Here is an 18,282-nt window from a genome sequence, read left to right as displayed (position 1 = left end):
GCTTTGTTGCGGAAAGTCGGCCATGTCCGGCTGCCCAGACGGCCGCCGCGGCGATCCGGCCGAGTCCGGCTGCGGGTACAGATCCATTATCCGGGCGCAGAGAGGTATATATCACCATTCTCCGGACTGATCTTTATGCCTGATAGGCCCCTTGAGGGTCGCCGTCGATGAGCACAACGCGTCGACGCGGCAAGGGAGTCGAAGGTGGCGCACGACGGGCCGCGCTGGCGGGGGAACTCCCCGGCATGGCGGAGGCGGATCAGCGGTCCTCGGTCCTCGCGAACAGTGACGATCCGGCCGAGCAGCTGGCGTGGCGACGGCTCACCGCACGGCACGGTGACCGACTGGGCGAGATCATGGACCGGTACGGCTGGCCGACCGCGGAACGGGTCGGCGAGGAGGCCGCCCGCGCGGCGTGGCTGATCGCCCAGCACGCCGACCGGCAGCTCGATGTCCGGCGGCGTGCCCTCCGTCTGCTGGAGCAGGCGGTGGCGGCCGGCTCGGCGGGCCCGCGCGAGCTGGCCTTTCTACGCGACCGCACACGGGTCAACGAGGACCGCGAGCAGGTCTACGGCACCCAGATCGCCGGTGTGCGGGACGGATCACCGGTTCCGTGGCCCTGTGAAGAGCCCGAGCGCCTGGACCAACTCCGTGCGGAGGTCGGCATCGAGCCCTTCGACGTGTACGTAGCCCGGTTCGCGCCGTCCTGACGGCCGCGGTAGCCGGCCGGGCGCCGCCCTAGGCGACCGGGACCCGGTGGTCCCGGTCGAGGCGGGCGGCCCGGGTGGGGGTGAGCGGGGTGGAGAGGAGGCGGTCGGCGGCCTGTTCGCGGGTGAGCATCCGGCGCAGGGGGCCGTCGACCGCCGCGAGGTCGGTGTAGGGGCCGCGCTGCACGATGCGGCCGGCCTCCAGCACCAGCACCTCGTCCACCGCCTCCAGTCCGTGCAGCCGGTGGGTGATCAGCACGGTGGCCCGGCCGCGGGTGGCGCGCAGCAGGTCGTCGGTGAGCGCGTCGGCGGTGGCGAGGTCCAGGTGCTCGGCGGGCTCGTCCAGGACCAGGACCGGGAAGTCGGCCAGCAGGGCGCGGGCGAGCGCGAGCCGCTGGCGCTGCCCGCCGGAGAGCCGGGCCCCGTGCTCGCCGACCAGGGTGTCCAGGCCGTCGGGCAGGGCGTCCGCCCAGTCGAGCAGCCGGGCCCGGGCGAGCGCGTCGCGCAGCTCCGCCTCGGTGGCGTCGGGCCGGGCCAGGCGCACGTTCTCCCGGATGGTGCTGTCGAAGAGGTGGGCGTCCTGGGCGCAGAGCCCGACCAGCCGGCGCACCTCGTCCCCGTCGAGGGCGGCGGTGTCCTCGCCGCCGATCCGGTACGCGCCCTCGCGGGTGTCCAGGAACCGCAGCAGCGTCTGGGCGAGGGTGGTCTTGCCGGAGCCGGACGCGCCGACCACCGCGATCCGCCGCCCCGCATCCAGCCGCAGCCGCACCCCGGTCAGGGCGTCCTGGTCGGCGCCGGGGTGGCGGGCCGCGATCCCGTCCAGCTCCAGCGGGAAGGGGCTCGCGGGCGCCGGGCGCGGCTGCTCGGGCTCCCGTACGGGCAGCGGCGCGTCCAGCACCTCGTACACCCGCTCTGCGCTGCGCCGGACGCGCTGGCGGTACTGGACGGCCAGCGGGAGCCCGGTGACGGCCTCGAAGGCGGCGAGCGGGGTGAGGACGACGACGGCGAGGGCGACGCCGTCCAGCCGCCCGTCCCGCACGGCGAGGACCCCGGCGAGCGCGGCGCCCGCCACGGTGAACCCGGTGACCAGGGTGGTCAGTCCGGCGCCGAGCGCGGTGGCGGCGGACTGCCGGGTGGCGATCGCGGTGAGGGTGCCGTCGGCTCCCCGGGCCCGGTCCAGCCGGTCGCGCAGGGCACCCGCCACGGTCAGCTCGGCGCAGCCGCGCAGCAGGTCCACCACCCGGCCGGCGAGCACCCCGCGGGCGGGGGCGAGCCGGGCCTCGGCGCGACGGGCGATCGCACCGGTCAGCAGGGGCACGGCCACCCCGGCCAGCAGCAGTCCGGCGGCGAGCACGGCCCCGGCCGCGGGGACCAGCCAGCCGGTGAAGGTGACCGCGGCGGTGGAGACGATCGCGGCGGTGGCGGCCGGCAGCAGCCAGCGCAGCCAGTAGTCCTGGAGCGCCTCCACATCGCTCACCAGCCGGGACAGCAGATCGCCGCGGCCCCGGTCGCGCAGTCCGGCCGGGGCGATCCGCTCCAGCCCGCGGTAGACGCCGACCCGCAGCTCGGCAAGCGTCCGCAGCACGGCGTCATGGGAGACCAGGCGCTCGGCGTAGCGGAACACGGCCCGGCCGATGCCGAAGGCGCGGGTGGCCGTCACGGCCACCATCAGATAGAGGACCGGCGGCTGCTCGGAGGCCCGGGAGATGAGGTAGCCGGAGACCGCCAGCAGACCGACGGCACAGCTCAGGGCGAGGCTGCCCAGCAGCAGGGCGAGCAGCAGCCGTCCGCGCAGCGGGGCGGCCGCTTCCCGTACCCGGGTGAGGGCGCGGTCCGCCCGGCCGCCCGCGGGCGCCACCGGGTCGGTGCCGTGCGCACCCTGGCGGACGCCCGGTCCGGTGCGCACTCCGCCGACCAGTCCGAAGGTCTCGGTGAAGGTGCCGTCGAGCGGGCCGTCCACCGGTCGGGGGGTGACGTCCGGGCGGGGTACGGCGGCGGCGGGCCCGTCCAGGGTGACCACCCGGTCTGCCACCGCGAGCAGCGCGGGGCGGTGGACGACCAGCAGCACCGTACGGCCGGCGGCGAGCCGGCGTACGGCGGCCACCACGGCCTCCTCGGTCCGCCCGTCCAGCGCGGCCGTCGGCTCGTCCAGCAGCAGCACCGGGCGGTCCGCGAGGAACGCCCGGGCCAGCGCGAGCCGCTGGCGCTGGCCGGCCGAGAGACCCGCACCGTCCTCGCCGAGCACGGTCGCCGCCCCGTCGGGCAGCGCGGCGACGAACTCCTCGGCGCCCGCGTCCCGCAGCGCCGCCGCCACCGCCTGGTCGTCCGCGTCCGGCCGGGCCAGGCGCACGTTGTCGGCGAGGGTCCCGGCGAAGAGGTGGGGGCGCTGCGGCACCCAGGCGATCCGCGAGCGCCACTGGTCCAGGTCGAGGTCGGTCAGGTCGGTACCGCCGATCCGGACGCCGCTGCCGCCCTCGGGCCGCTCCTCGGGCCGTACGAAGCCGAGGACCGCGTCGAGCAGGGTGGACTTGCCCGCGCCGCTCGGTCCGACCAGGGCCACCGTCTCCCCGGGCTCCACCACCAGGGAGGCCTCCCGCAGCGAGGGCTCGGTGCGGCCGGGGTGCCGTACGGTCACCCGGTCCAGGACGATGCGCGGGTCGTCCGGCACCGCCGCGCCGCCCCGGGGACGAGGGGCGTCGACGGTGCCGGCGGCTTTCCCGGGGTCGGCGGCGGGGCGGTCGAGGGGGGTCTCCAGCACCCCGAAGATCTCCTCGGCGGCGGCCAGGCCCTCGGCGGCGGCGTGGTACTGGGTGCCGACCTGGCGCAGCGGCAGATAGGCCTCGGGCGCCAGGATGAGGATGACCAGCCCGGTGTAGAGGTCGAGGTCGCCGTGGACCAGCCGCATCCCGACGCCGACCGCGACCAGGGCCACCGAGAGGGTGGAGAGCAGTTCCAGGGCGAACGACGAGAGGAAGGCGATCCGCAGGGTGCGGACGGTGGCCTGCCGGTACTCCGAGGTGATGGAGCGGATCGCCTCGGCCTGGGCCTTGGCGCGGCCGAACACCTTCAGGGTGGGCAGTCCGGCGACCACGTCGAGGAAGTGGCCCGACAGCCGGGAGAGCAGCTTCCACTGGCGGTCCATCCGGCTCTGGGTGGCCCAGCCGATGAGGATCATGAAGATCGGGATCAGCGGCAGGGTGCCCACGATGATCGCGGCGGACACCCAGTCCTCGGTGACGATCCGGGCCAGCACCGCCACCGGGACCACGACCGCCAGGCCCAGCTGGGGCAGATACCGCGAGAAGTAGTCGTCCAGCGCGTCCACGCCCCGGACGGCGAGGGCCGTCAGGGAGCCCACCCGCTGCCCGCTCAGCCACCCCGGGCCCAGCGCGGCGGCCCGCTCCAGCAGCCGTCCCCGCAGCTCGGACTTGACGGCCGCACCGGCCCGATGGGCGGCCAGCTCGGTCAGCCAGGACACCAGCGCACGGCCGACCGCCGTGACGGCCAGCAGCCCCAGCGGGACGGCCAGCTCCCCGGCCCCGAGGTCCCGCTGGAAGGCGCCGACCACCAGCTCGGCGATCAGCATCGCCTGGGCGATGACCAGGACGGCGCCGATGCCGCCGAGGACCACCACCGCGGCCAGGAAGAGGCGGGTGGCCCGGGCGTACCGGAGCAGACGCGGGTCGATGGGCTTCATAGGGAACATCCCCTGCCGTGGGCGGTGGTGGGAGACGGGAGAGGGCGCCGGGCGGAGGGTTTCACGTGAAACATCGAGCGATGTTTCACGTGAAACATCTTCAGCGCGGCCTGGTCGCTAGTGCGCGGCGTCGGCGATGTGCTGGGTGCCGATCCGCTTGCGGAACACCCAGTAGGTCCAGCCCTGGTAGAGCATCACCAGCGGGGTGGCGATGGCTCCGCACCAGGTCATGATCTTCAGGGTGTACGGGCTGGAGGAGGCGTTGGAGACGGTGAGGCTCCACTCCGGGTCCAGCGAGGAGGGCATGACGTTCGGGAAGAGCGTCAGGAAGAGCATCGCCACCGCGGCGGCGATGGTGACGCCGGAGAACGCGAACGACCAGCCCTCGCGTCCGGCCTTCACCGCGACCAGCGCGGCGAGCAGCGCCACCACCGCGATGCCCATCGCCACCAGGCTGCCGGCACCGCCCCGGGAGACCTGGGTCCAGCCGAGGAAGCCGGCCGCCAGCGCGGCGGTGACCAGGCCCAGGGTGAGCGCCAGCCTGCGGGCTCGCAGCCGGATGTCCCCGACCGTCTTCAGCGCGGTGAACACCGCCCCGTGGAAGGTGAACAGGGTGAGGGTGACCAGTCCGCCGAGCAGGGCGTACGGGTTGAGCAGGTCGAAGAGCGTGCCCACGTACTCCTTCTCGGCGTCGATCGGCACCCCGCGCACGATGTTGGCGAAGGCCACGCCCCAGAGGAAGGCGGGGACCAGGGAGGTCCAGAAGATGGCCCGCTCCCAGTTGCGCTGCCAGGACTCCTCCGGGCGCTTGGCCCGGTACTCGAAGGCGACGCCCCGGACGATCAGGCAGACCAGGATGGCCAGCAGCGGCAGGTAGAAGCCGGAGAAGAGGGTGGCGTACCAGTCCGGGAAGGCGGCGAAGGTGGCCCCTCCGGCGGTGAGCAGCCACACCTCGTTGCCGTCCCAGACCGGGCCGATGGTGTTGATCAGCACCCGCTTCTCGGTCCGGTCACGGGCGAGCAGCCGGGTCAGGACGCCGACCCCGAAGTCGAACCCCTCCAGGAAGAAGTAGCCGATCCACAGGACGGCGATGGCGACGAACCAGATGTCGTGAAGTTCCATGGCGCTTCCAGTCCTCGTCGATCAGTAGGAGAAGGCCATCGGCCGGTCGGCGGCTTCGGGGTCCTTGGCGTCCCGATCGTGGCCGCCGATCCTGGTGGGCGGATCGAGGTCGGCCTCGGTGAGCTCGGGCGGACCGGCCATGACGTACTTGACCAGCAGCTTCACCTCGATCACCGCGAGGATGGCGTACAGCGCGGTGAAGATGATCATCGAGGTGAGCACCTCGGCCTGCGAGACGCCCGGGGAGACCGCCGAGCGGGTCTGCAGCACCCCGTAGACCACCCAGGGCTGGCGGCCCATCTCGGTGAAGATCCAGCCCCAGGAGTTGGCGATCAGCGGGAAGCCGAGGGTCCACAGCGCCGCCAGCCAGTACAGCCGGGTGAACTTGGGGCTCAGCGGCGTCCGGAACAGCACCAGGTGGGGCACCTCGTCCTCGCCGGTGCGCAGCCGCCGGGGCAGCAGGAACCGCTTGCGGGTCAGCCAGAGCCCGAGCAGGCCGAGCGAGAAGGAGGCCATGCCGAAGCCGATCATCCAGCGGAAGCCCCAGTAGGCCACCGGGATGTTGGGCCGGTAGTCGCCCGGGCCGTACCTCTCCTGGAGCGCCTTGTTGGTGTCGTTGATGCCCGGGACATGGGACTCGAAGTCGCTGTGGGCGAGGAAGGAGAGCAGTCCGGGGATCTCGATGGCGACCTTGTTGTGGCCCTTGTCGACGTCCCCGTAGGCGAAGACCGAGAACGGCGCGGGGCTCTCGCCCTCCCACAGCGCCTCGGCGGCGGCCATCTTCATCGGCTGCTGCTGGTACATGACCTTGCCGAGGAAGTCGCCGCTGATCGCGGTGAGCATTCCGGCGATCACCACGGTGACCAGCCCGAGCCGCAGCGAGGACCGCATCACCGGCACATGCTTCCTGCGGGCCAGGTGGAAGGCGGCGATGCCGACCATGAACGCGCCACCGGTGAGGAAGGCGGCGGACATGGTGTGGAAGACCTGGGTGAGGGTGGTGTTCTGGGACAGCACCGCCCAGAAGTCGGTGAGCTCGGCCCGGCCGTTGGCCGGGTTGATCCGGTAGCCCACCGGGTGCTGCATCCAGGAGTTGGCCGCCAGGATGAAGTAGGCGGAGAGGATGGTGCCGATCGACACCATCCATATGCAGGCCAGGTGGATCCGCTTGGGCAGCTTGTCCCAGCCGAAGATCCACAGTCCGATGAAGGTCGACTCGAAGAAGAAGGCGATCAGCGCCTCGAAGGCGAGCGGCGCACCGAAGACATCACCGACGAAGCGGGAGTAGTCAGACCAGTTCATACCGAACTGGAACTCCTGGACGATGCCGGTGACGACACCCATCGCGATGTTGATGAGGAAGAGCTTCCCCCAGAACTTGGTGGCCCTGAGGTACTTCTCCTTCCCGGTGCGCACCCAGGCGGTCTCCAGCCCGGCGGTGAGCGCGGCGAGAGAGATGGTCAGGGGAACGAAGAGGAAGTGGTAGACGGTCGTGATACCGAACTGCCACCGCGCCAGCGTCTCTGGCGCCAGAGCCAGGTCCACGTCAGCTGCTCCTTACGGCCTACGTCCTACGGTCCGGACGTCCTTGCTTCGCGCCTCGTCCATTCCGGTGGATCTTGGGAGGAACCAGGCCCGCTTGTGAATGCGTTCACAATCACAAGCCATTATGACTCAAACGAAATCCATACCGGAAGCCGGGGGGTCCCCTTCCCGGAAACTTCAACATCTTGTTGAATCCGGCCGGTGCAGATACGTATCTCCTGGCCCGCCGGGCAGCTGACCGCCACCCTGGACCCCACCCCGAGCAGCAAGGCGCTGGCCGCCGTGCTGCCGATCACCTCCACCGCGCGCACCTGGGGCGAGGAGGTCCACTTCGAGACCCCGCTCACCCTGCCGAGGGAGGCGGACGCCCGGCAGGTGGTCGAACCGGGCACGGTCGCCTTCTGGACCGAGGGCGACGCGCTGGCCCTTCCATACGGGCCCACCCCGATAGCACGCGGAGAGGAATGCCGCCTGGCGAGCCCGTGCAACGTCCTCGGACGCCTCGACGGCGACCCGGGGCTGCTCGCCACCGTCCGCTCCGGCGACCCGGTCCGCGTCGAGCCGGTCCACCCCTGACCCTCCCGCCGGCCGACGCCACCGGGGCACCCGCCGACACTTCCCCGGGTGCGCCGGCACGAACACGCGGGGGCGGCCGGGCACCAGGCCCGACCGCCCCCGCGCGACCGATCCGTCAGTAGCGCTCCTTGCGGAAGGCCTCCGCCGTACGCAGGAAGATGTCGTTGCCCTCGGTCTCGCCGATGGTCACCCGCACCCCCTCGCCCGGGAACGGCCGCACCACCACACCCGCGCGCTCGCAGGCCGCGGCGAAGTCCGCCGTCCGCTCCCCCAGCCGCAGCCAGACGAAGTTGGCCTGCGACTCCGGCACCGTCCAGCCCTGGCCGGCCAGCCCCTCGTGCACCCGGGTGCGCTCGCACACCAGCGACCCCACCCGTCCCAGCAGTTCGTCCTCCGCGCGCAGCGAGGCGACCGCGGCGTCCTGGGCGACCTGGCTCACCCCGAACGGCACCGCGGTCTTGCGCAGCGCCGCCGCCACCGGCTCGTGCGCGATGGCGAACCCCACCCGCAGACCGGCCAGCCCGTACGCCTTGGAGAAGGTGCGCAGCACGGCGACGTTGGGGCGGTCGCGGTAGATCGCGCAGCCGTCCGGCACCTCGGGGTCGCGGATGAACTCCTTGTACGCCTCGTCCAGCACCACCAGCACGTCCGACGGCACCCGGTCGAGGAATCGTTCCAGCTCGGCCCGCCGCACCACGGTGCCGGTGGGGTTGTTGGGGTTGCAGACGAAGATCAGCCGCGTCCGGTCGGTGATCGCCTTCGCCATGGCGTCCAGGTCGTGCACATCGCCCTCGGTGAGCGGCACCTGCACCGAGGTCGCGCCGCTGACCTGGGTGATGATCGGGTACGCCTCGAAGGACCGCCAGGCGTAGATCACCTCGTCACCCGGGCCCGCGGTGGCCTGGACGAGCTGCTGGGCGACGCCCACCGAGCCGGTGCCGGTGGCGACGTGCGAGGCGGGCACCCCGAAGCGCTCGGCGAGCTCGGCCACCAGTTCCCCGCAGCCCATGTCGGGGTAGCGGTTGAAAGCGGCGGCGGCGGCCAGCGCGCGCTCCATCACCCCGGGCAGCGGCGGATAGGGGTTCTCGTTGGAGGACAGCTTGTACGCGACCGGTCCCCCGGCCGCCGCGGGCCGGCCCGGCTTGTAGGTGGGGATGCCGTCCAGTACGGCGCGCAGCCTGGGTCCCGTGCCGCTGGTCCCGCTCGTCTCGCTCACTGTGGTCCTCCTCGACCGAACGTGCCACCAATGCTGCTCACCTTATGAGGATTCCGCCCCGCTGCGAATGGCCGGTTTCCGGCAATCGGCCACGCACCGGCGGTCACCGGGCCGGGAGGCGGGGGCCGGCGGCCGAGGGCCGGGGGGCGTCCGCCACCGTGGCGCGCGCCCCTGGCTCACTCCCTGGCGCGCGTCCCCCGTAGAGGTGAGTTGATAGCCCGCACGAGCCGGGCTTTCTTGGCAGGCACATGCGCGGCGACAAGCGGCGGCGGGCCGCCGGACCCGCCAACCACCTGCGAATGTGTGGCATTTGGTGTTTCAGGCCTTGCAGAAACGTGCCTGTCAACGACTGAATATGCGACCGGCTCAACCGCCCGCCGTCGCCCTACTATCGGCTCGCCATGACAGCAGCAGGGAAGCACCAGGTGACCCGGACACAGTCCCGGGGGAGCCGGCAGCAGCGAGCGGGCATCCGGGATGTGGCCGCCGCGGCCGGTGTCTCCATCACGACTGTCTCCGACGCGCTCAACGGCAAGGGCCGGCTCCCGGACGCCACCCGCCGCCATGTCCGCGAGGTCGCCGACCGGCTGGGGTACCGCCCCTCCGCCGCGGCCCGCACCCTCCGTACCGGCAAGTCCGGCCTCATCGGCCTGACCGTGACGACCTACGGGGATGAACCTTTCACCTTCACCGAGTTCGCCTATTTCGCCGAGATGGCGAGGGCGGCCACCTCCGCGGCGCTGGCCCGGGGCTACGCCCTGGTCATCCTGCCGGCGACCTCACGCCATGACGTGTGGTCCAACGTCGCCCTGGACGGCACCGTGGTCGTGGACCCCTCCGACCACGACCCGGTCGTCGCCGAACTGGTCCGCCAGGGGCTGCCCGTCGTCTCCGACGGCCGCCCGGCCGGCACCCTGCCGGTGACCGCCTGGGTCGACAACGACCACGAGGCCGCCGTCCTCGACCTGCTCGACCACCTCGCCGCGGCCGGGGCGCGCCGGATCGGCCTGCTGACCGGCACCAGCACCGACACCTACACCCGGCTGTCCACCACCGCCTATCTCGACTGGTGCGCCCGGGTGGGCCAGGAGCCGGTGTACGAGGCCTACCCGGCCCATGACCCGTGCGCCGGAGCGGTGGCCGCCGACCGGCTGCTCGCCCGCCCCGACCGGCCGGACGCCGTGTACGGACTGTTCGACCCCAACGGCACCGATCTGCTGGCGGCGGCCCGCCGCTACGGGCTGCGCGTCCCGGAGGACCTGCTCCTGGTCTGCTGCAGCGAGTCCCCGGCCTACGCCACCACGGAACCGCCGGTCACCACGCTCTCACTCAAGCCGCGCCGGATCGGCACCGCCGTCGTCCAGCTGCTGATCGACGCCATCGAGGGCGTCGGTTCCGAGCGGCCGGTCGAGCAGGTGATACCGACCGAGCTGATCATCCGGACCTCCTCGCAGCGCCGGCCGCCGCGCACCACCGTCAGTCCGCCCCGGACCCCCTCCCAGGAGTGACCATCAGGGGTGATTCCGCCGGTCGCGGCTGCGGGGCCGTCCGCCACCCGAGGTGGAGGACGGCCCGGGTCATCCCTACAGAACCCACCATGTGGGGCGAAATCGACCACCCGAGACGGGTCGTCGCAGGATTCACCACCCCTGGTGCGTCACAGACGGCGAGGCGCATTCCTATGATGGGCGGACGACACCGCGGACCGCCTCGACCAGGCAGGTCCGCCAGGTGCAGGGCGTGGCGACGGTGGTGGAGGGGTCGATGACTCAGGGGGCCGGTCAAGGACCCGTGGTGCGGACGGATACGTTGCGCGACTTCCGTGTACCTCCGTACGCCCAGGTGCCCGTGCAGGGGCACCCCGGCAACGCCTTCCCCGAGGGCGCGGTGCCCGAGGGCTACACCCCCACCGAGCGGGATCTGCCGGTGATCAACCGCGGCGACACGGTCCAGGTGTCCGTCGACCCCCAGTCCGCCCCGGCGCCCGAGCCGGGCAACGGCGGGCCCGGCCCGCTGTATGTGGTCGGCGATGTCCACGGCTATCTGGACGAGCTGCTCGCGGCCCTGCGCGCCGAGGGCCTCATCGACGACGAGGGGCGCTGGGCCGCCGGGAACGCCCGGCTGTGGTTCCTCGGCGACTTCACCGACCGCGGCCCCGACGGCATCGGTGTGATCGACCTGGTCATGCGGCTGTCCGCCGAGGCCGCCGCCGCCGGCGGCTACTGCAAGGCGCTCATGGGCAACCACGAGCTGCTGCTGCTCGGCGCCAAGCGCTTCGGCGACACCCCGGTGAACTCCGGCGCCGGGACGGCCACCTTCCAGGCCGCCTGGCTGCTCAACGGCGGCCAGAAGAGCGATATGGACCGCCTCCAGGACGTCCATCTGCAGTGGATGTCCCGGCTGGACGCGGTGGTGGAGGAGGACGGCCACCTCCTGGTGCACTCCGACACCACCGCCTACCTGGATTACGGCGACACCATCGAGGACGTGAACGACACCGTCCACTCCGTGATCACCCGCAATGACGCCGACGAGTGCTGGGAGTTGTTCCGCAAGCTCACCAAGCGCTTCGCCTTCCGGGACGAGGGCGGCACGATGGCCGCACAGGAGCTGATGGCCGCCTACGGCGGTCAGCGCGTGGTCCACGGTCACAGCCCCATCCCCTATCTGCTGGGCGAGGTGGGCTCCGAGGACGACGAGGGCAGCGGCCCGGTCATCGAGGGTCCGCATGTGTACGCCGACGGCCTGGCCATCGCCATGGACGGCGGGGTGACCATGGCCGGCAAGCTGCTGGTCGTCCAACTCCCGCTGCTCAACTGACGGGTCGACCGGGCGACCGGTCGGCTGGGTGACCGGTCCACTGAGAGCAACCGGACGCAGCGATTTCGGCTAATTCCCTGTCACCTCCGGCCGCTACGGCTCTACCATCGGAATTTCCGTAGCAGGCTCTCCTCCGTTTCTGCCCGACTGCCCGGTCCGCTCGGGCACGCAGGCCCTACGGAGCATCGGGGGATGAATGCACATGAGCAAGGCTCCGCGTCTGCCGGCCGAGGACCGCGTCGAGTTCGACCGCCTCCTCGACGAGACACTGCGCACCGCGCACGACCGTCCGGACCTCTCCGGGATCGGACAGCGGCTCAACTCCGAGCAGCTGCGCACCATGGCCATGGGCGCGATCGCGCTGATCTGCTCGGCTGCCGCCTCGGAGTACGACCACTATGTCCGGGTCCGGGAGGAAGCCCGCGCACCGACCGGGCTGGCCGCGATCAGCTCCGTCCTCCAGCCGGGCGCCGATCCCGATGACGGCCCCGGCGCCGGCCTGGGGGTGATGGTCACCGTGCTGGCCCCGGTGCTCGCCGGGACGGCGGCGGTCATCTTCCTGCTGACCGGGTCCGTGCTGAAGGTGTTCGACGCGGTGCCCTCGTTCGCCGAGTCCCTGGTCACGGCGGGCTGGTTCTTCGCCGCCGTGATGGCCGCCGGCATCCTGGCCGCGGCCGTCGCCCTGCTGATCACCGCCGTGCGCAACAGCTCCACCCAGGTCCCGGCCCAGCAGCCGGGCGGTGAGCTGCCCGAGGAGGTCGCCCGGGCCCGGGAGGCCTGGCTGCACGCGCTGCTGGAGCGCGGGCTGCTGCCCTTCCTGCGCACCGCCCTGGCCGATCCGAGCGCCGATCCGGCCTCCGGCGCGCCGCCCCGTCCCGTCAGCCGCATCCCCAAGGTCGGCTACAGCGGGCCGGAGTTCTCCAGTCCCCGGGAGGGCTCGTCCGGCTCCCGTCCGGCCTTCACCAGCCCCGACTTCACCAGTCCGGACTTCGGCGGCCCGGAGCACCGGCCCGACTGACTCCCGGGTGCGCCGGGTCGGTAGGTTTCACGTGAAACCACTCCCGGACAAAGGAAGATGAGCGCATGAGGTTCGCGTGGCTGGTATGGCTGGCCGACGAGGGGCGCGAGCTCGGTTACAGCAACGGACTGCTGCCCGGAGCGATCGGCACCACCGCCGTACTGCTCACCGCTCTGCTGGTCGGTCAGGCCCTGCGACGGCACCGTCCCGCGGCCCTCGCCTGCGCCGGCCTGGTCTGCGCCGCGGGTATCGGCTGGCTGGCGACGCACTGAACCAGCGGCCCCGGAGTCGATGTTTCACGTGAAACATCGACTCCGGGGCCGCTGTACCGAACGGATCAGTCGGCGATGGGGAGGTAGAGCCGCTTCCCGCGCGCCGCGAACTCGGCGGACTTCTCCATCATTCCGGCCATGGCCTCGTCGTCGCTCAGCGGCGCGCCACCGCCGAACTGCTCGGTGATGCTCCTGCTGATCTTCATCGAGCAGAACTTCGGCCCGCACATGGAGCAGAAGTGGGCGGTCTTGGCCGGCTCCGCGGGCAGCGTCTCGTCGTGGAACTCCCGGGCGGTGTCCGGGTCGAGCGCCAGGTTGAACTGGTCCTCCCAGCGGAACTCGAACCGGGCGTCCGACAGGGCGTCGTCCCACTCCTGGGCGCCGGGGTGCCCCTTGGCCAGGTCGGCGGCGTGGGCGGCGATCTTGTAGGTGATGACGCCGGTCTTCACATCGTCCCGGTTGGGCAGGCCCAGGTGCTCCTTGGGCGTGACGTAGCAGAGCATCGCGGTGCCCCACCAGGCGATCATGGCCGCGCCGATGCCGGAGGTGATGTGGTCGTACGCCGGGGCGACATCGGTGGTGAGCGGGCCCAGGGTGTAGAACGGGGCCTCCTCGCAGATCTCCTGCTGGAGGTCGATGTTCTCCTTGATCTTGTGCATCGGGACATGGCCCGGGCCCTCGATCATGGTCTGGACGTTGTGGCGCTTGGCGATCGAGTTCAGCTCGCCGAGCGTGCGCAGCTCGGCGAACTGGGCCTCGTCGTTGGCGTCCGCGATCGAACCGGGACGCAGCCCGTCACCGAGGGAGTAGGTGACGTCGTAGGAGGCGAGGATGTCGCAGAGCTCCTCGAAGTTCTCGTAGAGGAACGACTCCTTGTGGTGCGCCAGGCACCAGGCCGCCATGATCGAGCCGCCGCGGGAGACGATGCCGGTCTTGCGGCGCGCGGTGAGCGGCACATACCGCAGCAGCACCCCGGCATGGACCGTCATGTAGTCGACGCCCTGCTCGGCCTGCTCGATGACGGTGTCCTTGTAGATCTCCCAGGTCAGCTCCTCGGCCTTGCCGTCGACCTTCTCCAGCGCCTGGTACAGCGGCACCGTGCCGATCGGCACCGGCGAGTTGCGCAGCACCCACTCGCGGGTGGTGTGGATGTTGCGGCCGGTGGAGAGGTCCATGACCGTGTCGGCGCCCCAGCGGGTGGCCCAGGTCATCTTCTCCACCTCCTCCTCGATGGAGGAGGTCACGGCGGAGTTGCCGATGTTGGCGTTGACCTTCACCAGGAACCGCTTGCCGATGATCATCGGCTCGATCTCCGGGTGGTTGACGTTGGCCGGGAGCACCGCGCGTCCGGCGGCGACCTCCTCGCGGACCACCTCGGGGGAGACGTTCTCGCGGATGGCGACGTACTCCATCTCCGGAGTGATCTCGCCACGGCGGGCGTAGGCGAGCTGGGTGACCGCCTGACCGTCCCGGCCCCGGCGCGGCTGGCGCGGGCGGCCGGGGAAGACGGCGTCCAGGTTGCGCAGCCCGCCGCGCGGCGAGGTGTGCTTGATGCCGTCGTCCTCGGGGCGGACCGGGCGGCCCGCGTACTCCTGGGTGTCGCCGCGGGCGATGATCCAGTTCTCCCGCAGCGGGGGCAGTCCGCGGCGGACGTCGGTCTCGACCTGCGGATCGGTGTACGGACCTGACGTGTCGTAGAGCGTCACGTCCTTGCCGTTGGTGAGGTGCACCTTGCGGACCGGCACCCGGAGGTCGGGGCGGGAACCCTCGACGTACCCCTTGTGCCAGCCGATGGACTTCCCGGCCTCGTCGTTCTGCTCGGAGGCAGGCGTGCGTGCGTCCTGAACGGTCATGGTGACCTATCTCCCTACGCCGGCATTACCCGGTAACAGGTTCGGCGGTCGACGCAGCGGCCTCCGTACGCCTCGTACGGATGTCAGCGCCCTCTCAGCCCGGTGCTCCGAGCTCCCGCGTGTGCAAATGCGCCCACCACGCTAGCGCCCACCTCGCCGCAATGAACAGAGGGCCCCGTCGTTCTTGCGATGATCGGGCGGTGACTTCCTCGCAGCGGTTCCCCGATCCCGACGGACACCGGCACCAGCCGGAGCAGCCTCCCGGGCAGTCGTCCGGGCCCGTGGACGACCGTGGTCACGGCGGCCGCCCCGGCGACCGCGGCCCTGGTCAGGGCCATGGCCAGGGTCCCGGCGGGGGGCATGCGCACAGCCACGGCCACAGTCATGTGCACGGGCCCGCGACCCCGGTGTCGAAGCATCTGCGCAAGGTCATCGCGGCGGTGCTCATCCCGTTCGCCACCGCGGTGCTGGTGGGGCTCGCGGTGCTGTGGCCGGGCGGCGCCCCCGCACACGAGCGGACCGGGGTCGGTTTCGACCGGCAGACCGAGCAGGGCGAGGTGGTGCGGATCGAGAAGGTCGACTGCCGGGACGTCAACGCCGCGCAGGTGCCGCCGACCGAGAACCCCACGACGCCCGAGGGCCGTGAGGCTGCCGCCGCCCAGCAGGGGCAGTGCACCAAGGCCACGGTCGAGGTCACCAGCGGCGACGACCGCGGCCGCAGGTTCGTCGAGATCGTCCAGCCCGACGCCACCCGGCAACTCGACAACGGGCAGGGCGTGGTGGTGGCGTACGCGCCGGACGCCCCGCGGGACCTGCAGTACTCCGTCACCGATGTGGACCGCACCCTGCCGATGGCCCTGCTGGCGGGCATCTTCGCGCTGGCGGTGGTGGCGGTCGGGCGGCTGCGCGGGGTGATGGCGCTGGTCGCCCTGGCGGTGAGCTTCGCGGTGCTCACCCTGTTCATCCTGCCGGCCATCCTCCAGGGTTCGAACCCGCTGCTGGTCGCCGTGATCGGGGCGAGCGCCATCATGCTGATCGCGCTCTACAGCTGCCACGGGCTGAACGCCCGCACCTCGGTGGCGGTGCTCGGGACACTGGTCTCGCTGCTGCTGATCGGCCTGCTCGGCTCGCTGTTCATCGGCTGGGCCTCGCTCACCGGGAACACCGATGACAACACCGGGCTCATCCACGGCCTCTACCCGGACATCGACATGTCCGGTCTGCTGCTGGCGGGGGTCATCATCGGATCGCTGGGTGTGCTGGACGATGTGACGGTGACCCAGACCTCCGCGGTGTGGGAGCTGAAGCAGGCCGACCCGCGGATGGGGCCGCGGGCCCTGTACCGGGCGGGTATCCGCATCGGCCGGGACCACATCGCCTCGGTGGTCAACACCCTGGTGCTGGCGTACGCGGGTGCGGCGCTGCCGCTGCTGCTGCTGTTCTCCATCGCGCAGAGCAGTGTGGGGACGGTGGCCAACAGCGAACTGGTGGCCGAGGAGATCGTACGGACCCTGGTGGGGTCGATCGGGCTGGTGGCCTCGGTGCCGGTGACCACGGCGCTGGCCGCGCTGGTGGTCTCGGCCGACCGCCCGTCGGACGGCGCCCCGGCACCGGCCACCGGACGCGGTGGACGCGGCCGGCGGCGCAAGCGGTAGGCCCTGGGGGTCTCCGGAAGGCGTCCCCGCGCGGCTCAGCCGGCGTTCTCCTCGGCGAGGATTCTGCCGAGCACCGCGTCCAGGCTGTCGGCCGGCGTGCCCAGCGCCGACTCCTGGCCGAGCGGGACGAGCCTGTCGGTCCGGTCCAGGAAGGCGACCAGCGGAGGGGCGCTGGAGCGGAACAGGGCGCGCTCACCGGCCACCTGGAGCCGCAGCAGCACATCGGACACCTCGCCCGGGCCGGCCGGCGCAATGTGCACATCGCCCTCCCCGGACGGCACATTGAGGCCGTCGAGCAGCAGCTCCCGGCCGAAGGACCAGCTCACCGGCGCATCGCCGGGCAGATGGAAGGTCAGCCGGACGGCGAAGGGGTCCGACGCCTCGTACCCCAGCTCGACCGGGATCCGGAAGGACAGCTCCTCGGTGACGACGAAGCTCATCAGGACTTCGGCCTTGACCGACTCGCTCATCGTGTACCCCGCAGTGGATGGACCGGGTGGCGGACGGCGGCGCGTACCGGAGACGCGCGGCCGGGGAACGGGAAAGGGCCGGTGAGACGGGCTCGTGCCCGCACCGGCTCTGGTCCCGCCATCGTCCAGTAAGCACCGGGTGATCACAAGGCGTGTTATTTCAGATACTGATAGAGAACCCGAACGTGGGATTCCGGCCATCCGCAGGTGCCGCGGCCGACCGGCGCGGGCCGCCGTCCGCGGCAGCGCGGTTCACGAAGGCGCGGATCGGAAGCCCGGATCTTGGAAGCCCGGATCACGGGCAGGCCGAGGAGCGGGGGCAGGCGCGGGAGCGGGCGCAGGGACAGGGCCGGGGCGGGGGCGGTTCCATGTCCGCGATCTTGCCGCGACGATTCTGCATCGCACCGTCGGCCGCCAACCGATGGGCGGCCTCACCGAGCAGGAACAGGCCCTGGTCCCTGCGGAGATAGCCCTCGTGGACCAGGGTGCGCAGCAGGTGGTAGGCGGTCGCCAGGGGCAGGCCGGTCTCCCGGGCCAGCTGCTTGGCGGGGGCGCCGCCGTGGTGCGCGCCCACCGCCTCCAGGAGCCGCAGGGCCCGCTGGACAGAGCCGATGAGGGTGGGGACATGCCCCGTCGAGCCTGGTGCCGTGGCCATGGGTCACCCATCGAAGCGGCGGAGGCTCGCCACTGTAGTGGGAGCCTCCGCCGAGGGGCGTGGCCGTACCGGACGGTTCCCCCGCGCGAGCTAACGTCCGCACACAGGCGTCACCAGCCGCCGTCGGAGGATGACGAGGACGTGAACCGGCGTACCAGATAGACCAGTCCGCCGACCAGGGCGACGAACAGCAGCACCTTGAAGAGCAGTTCGGCGACGAAGGCGAGCACCGCGCCGATCAGGCCGCCGAACACGAACAGCGCGATCAGCGGTATGGCGATCCACTTCACCCACCAGGGCATCCCCGCGAGCACTTCCCGTACCGCCATCGTCTTCTCCTCCTCGTCGCACCCGGGCCGCTCCCGGTCCAGGGATCCCCGGTCTCCGGATCCCCGGTCTCCGGATCGAAAGCCCGGACGCCTTCGATGCTAGAAGCCGGATCCCCGCGCCGGGGCGGTCGGCGGCCCGGGCTCTGCCCTGATCCGTCCCCTAGGGAACCCGGAGATCAGGGCCCGCCGGACTCAGGGGCTCCGGCTCCCGGGAGGCTCGCGCCCGGGCCCTCGGGGACCCGGGCTCCCCGTACGCTGCGGGCCTCAGGCTTCAGGGACCCAGGCTCCCCGTATGCCCCGGGGCCTCAGGCTTCAGGGGCCCGGCCTCCCCCGTACGCCCCGGGGCC

The 18,282-nt window shown here is 71.9% G+C and carries 14 protein-coding genes and 1 pseudogene; 7 read left to right on the top strand and 8 right to left on the bottom strand.

All coding sequences use genetic code 11. From position 1 onward, the window contains the following. Window positions 1–245 precede the first annotated feature (245 nt). On the top strand, window positions 246–710 hold the full coding sequence (locus tag M1O15_RS02745) for a DUF6624 domain-containing protein (protein WP_248631533.1): 465 nt from the start codon (window positions 246–248) through the stop codon (window positions 708–710). 28 nt (window positions 711–738) lie between these two features. Here the strand turns inward: M1O15_RS02745 and cydD are convergent, their stop codons facing one another. From cydD to M1O15_RS02730, 3 genes are all read right to left on the bottom strand, one after another. After that, complete coding sequence (cydD, locus tag M1O15_RS02740; RefSeq protein WP_248631532.1) at window positions 739–4,404, bottom strand: thiol reductant ABC exporter subunit CydD; 3,666 nt, start codon at window positions 4,402–4,404, stop codon at window positions 739–741. Between the two features lie 117 nt (window positions 4,405–4,521). Beyond that, window positions 4,522–5,526: a cytochrome d ubiquinol oxidase subunit II gene (gene cydB, locus M1O15_RS02735; RefSeq protein ID WP_248631531.1), complete on the bottom strand. Its 1,005-nt coding sequence runs from the start codon at window positions 5,524–5,526 to the stop codon at window positions 4,522–4,524. 21 nt (window positions 5,527–5,547) lie between these two features. Then, entirely contained in the window at window positions 5,548–7,071 is a 1,524-nt protein-coding gene (locus tag M1O15_RS02730; RefSeq protein WP_248631530.1) for a cytochrome ubiquinol oxidase subunit I, read from the bottom strand. Between the two features lie 201 nt (window positions 7,072–7,272). Between M1O15_RS02730 and M1O15_RS02725 the strand changes: the two genes are divergently transcribed. Continuing rightward, window positions 7,273–7,647, top strand: a complete 375-nt coding sequence (locus M1O15_RS02725; RefSeq protein ID WP_248631528.1) for a cyclophilin-like fold protein — start codon at window positions 7,273–7,275, stop codon at window positions 7,645–7,647. A gap of 115 nt (window positions 7,648–7,762) precedes the next feature. On the opposite strand, the gene hisC is transcribed toward M1O15_RS02725, so the two are convergent. Then, the gene (hisC, locus tag M1O15_RS02720) at window positions 7,763–8,863 is read right to left on the bottom strand and encodes a histidinol-phosphate transaminase (RefSeq protein WP_248631527.1); all 1,101 of its coding nucleotides are present in this window, start codon (window positions 8,861–8,863) and stop codon (window positions 7,763–7,765) included. A gap of 401 nt (window positions 8,864–9,264) precedes the next feature. Between hisC and M1O15_RS02715 the strand changes: the two genes are divergently transcribed. The 4 genes from M1O15_RS02715 to M1O15_RS02700 all read left to right on the top strand — a co-directional run bounded on the left by M1O15_RS02715 (window position 9,265) and on the right by M1O15_RS02700 (window position 12,973). Then, window positions 9,265–10,371 carry a LacI family DNA-binding transcriptional regulator gene (locus M1O15_RS02715; protein WP_248631526.1) on the top strand — a complete coding sequence of 369 codons (1,107 nt, stop codon included), beginning with the start codon at window positions 9,265–9,267 and terminating at the stop codon, window positions 10,369–10,371. 256 nt (window positions 10,372–10,627) lie between these two features. Next, the gene (locus M1O15_RS02710) at window positions 10,628–11,683 is read left to right on the top strand and encodes a metallophosphoesterase (RefSeq protein ID WP_282576170.1); all 1,056 of its coding nucleotides are present in this window, start codon (window positions 10,628–10,630) and stop codon (window positions 11,681–11,683) included. Between the two features lie 196 nt (window positions 11,684–11,879). Continuing rightward, a complete protein-coding gene (locus M1O15_RS02705; protein WP_248631525.1) occupies window positions 11,880–12,701 on the top strand; it encodes a hypothetical protein in 822 nt (273 codons plus the stop codon). 65 nt (window positions 12,702–12,766) lie between these two features. Further along, window positions 12,767–12,973, top strand: coding sequence for a hypothetical protein (locus M1O15_RS02700; protein ID WP_248631524.1), 207 nt, complete (start codon window positions 12,767–12,769; stop codon window positions 12,971–12,973). Between the two features lie 65 nt (window positions 12,974–13,038). On the opposite strand, the gene thiC is transcribed toward M1O15_RS02700, so the two are convergent. Next, entirely contained in the window at window positions 13,039–14,826 is a 1,788-nt protein-coding gene (gene thiC, locus M1O15_RS02695; protein ID WP_248631523.1) for a phosphomethylpyrimidine synthase ThiC, read from the bottom strand. A gap of 200 nt (window positions 14,827–15,026) precedes the next feature. On the opposite strand from thiC, the gene M1O15_RS02690 reads away from it, so the two are divergent. Further along, window positions 15,027–16,481, top strand: a complete 1,455-nt coding sequence (locus M1O15_RS02690; RefSeq protein WP_372499337.1) for a YibE/F family protein — start codon at window positions 15,027–15,029, stop codon at window positions 16,479–16,481. Window positions 16,482–16,516: 35 nt separating this feature from the next. On the opposite strand, the gene M1O15_RS02685 is transcribed toward M1O15_RS02690, so the two are convergent. The 3 genes and pseudogenes from M1O15_RS02685 to M1O15_RS02675 all read right to left on the bottom strand — a co-directional run bounded on the left by M1O15_RS02685 (window position 16,517) and on the right by M1O15_RS02675 (window position 17,935). After that, the gene (locus tag M1O15_RS02685; RefSeq protein ID WP_248631521.1) at window positions 16,517–16,951 is read right to left on the bottom strand and encodes an SsgA family sporulation/cell division regulator; all 435 of its coding nucleotides are present in this window, start codon (window positions 16,949–16,951) and stop codon (window positions 16,517–16,519) included. 370 nt (window positions 16,952–17,321) lie between these two features. Then, window positions 17,322–17,606, bottom strand: a pseudogene (locus M1O15_RS02680) (helix-turn-helix domain-containing protein); the annotation flags it as partial. Window positions 17,607–17,716: 110 nt separating this feature from the next. After that, the gene (locus tag M1O15_RS02675) at window positions 17,717–17,935 is read right to left on the bottom strand and encodes a DUF5326 family protein (protein ID WP_248631520.1); all 219 of its coding nucleotides are present in this window, start codon (window positions 17,933–17,935) and stop codon (window positions 17,717–17,719) included. Between the last annotated feature and the right edge of the window lie 347 nt (window positions 17,936–18,282).

This window comes from Streptomyces lichenis (assembly GCF_023218175.1).
Classification (GTDB): domain Bacteria; phylum Actinomycetota; class Actinomycetes; order Streptomycetales; family Streptomycetaceae; genus Streptomyces; species Streptomyces lichenis.
This window is presented reverse-complemented; position numbering and strand designations above follow the sequence as displayed.

Excerpts from the sequence above, each read along its gene's own strand:
- M1O15_RS02710 (WP_282576170.1), top strand. The coding sequence starts at position 10,628 with ATGACTCAGGGGGCCGGTCAAGGACCCGTGGTGCGGACGGATACGTTG.
- thiC (WP_248631523.1), bottom strand. The coding sequence starts at position 14,826 with ATGACCGTTCAGGACGCACGCACGCCTGCCTCCGAGCAGAACGACGAG.
- M1O15_RS02705 (WP_248631525.1), top strand. The coding sequence starts at position 11,880 with ATGCACATGAGCAAGGCTCCGCGTCTGCCGGCCGAGGACCGCGTCGAG.
- M1O15_RS02675 (WP_248631520.1), bottom strand. The coding sequence starts at position 17,935 with ATGGCGGTACGGGAAGTGCTCGCGGGGATGCCCTGGTGGGTGAAGTGG.
- M1O15_RS02715 (WP_248631526.1), top strand. The coding sequence starts at position 9,265 with ATGACAGCAGCAGGGAAGCACCAGGTGACCCGGACACAGTCCCGGGGG.
- cydB (WP_248631531.1), bottom strand. The coding sequence starts at position 5,526 with ATGGAACTTCACGACATCTGGTTCGTCGCCATCGCCGTCCTGTGGATC.
- M1O15_RS02700 (WP_248631524.1), top strand. The coding sequence starts at position 12,767 with ATGAGGTTCGCGTGGCTGGTATGGCTGGCCGACGAGGGGCGCGAGCTC.
- M1O15_RS02685 (WP_248631521.1), bottom strand. The coding sequence starts at position 16,951 with ATGAGCGAGTCGGTCAAGGCCGAAGTCCTGATGAGCTTCGTCGTCACC.
- M1O15_RS02745 (WP_248631533.1), top strand. The coding sequence starts at position 246 with ATGGCGGAGGCGGATCAGCGGTCCTCGGTCCTCGCGAACAGTGACGAT.
- cydD (WP_248631532.1), bottom strand. The coding sequence starts at position 4,404 with ATGAAGCCCATCGACCCGCGTCTGCTCCGGTACGCCCGGGCCACCCGC.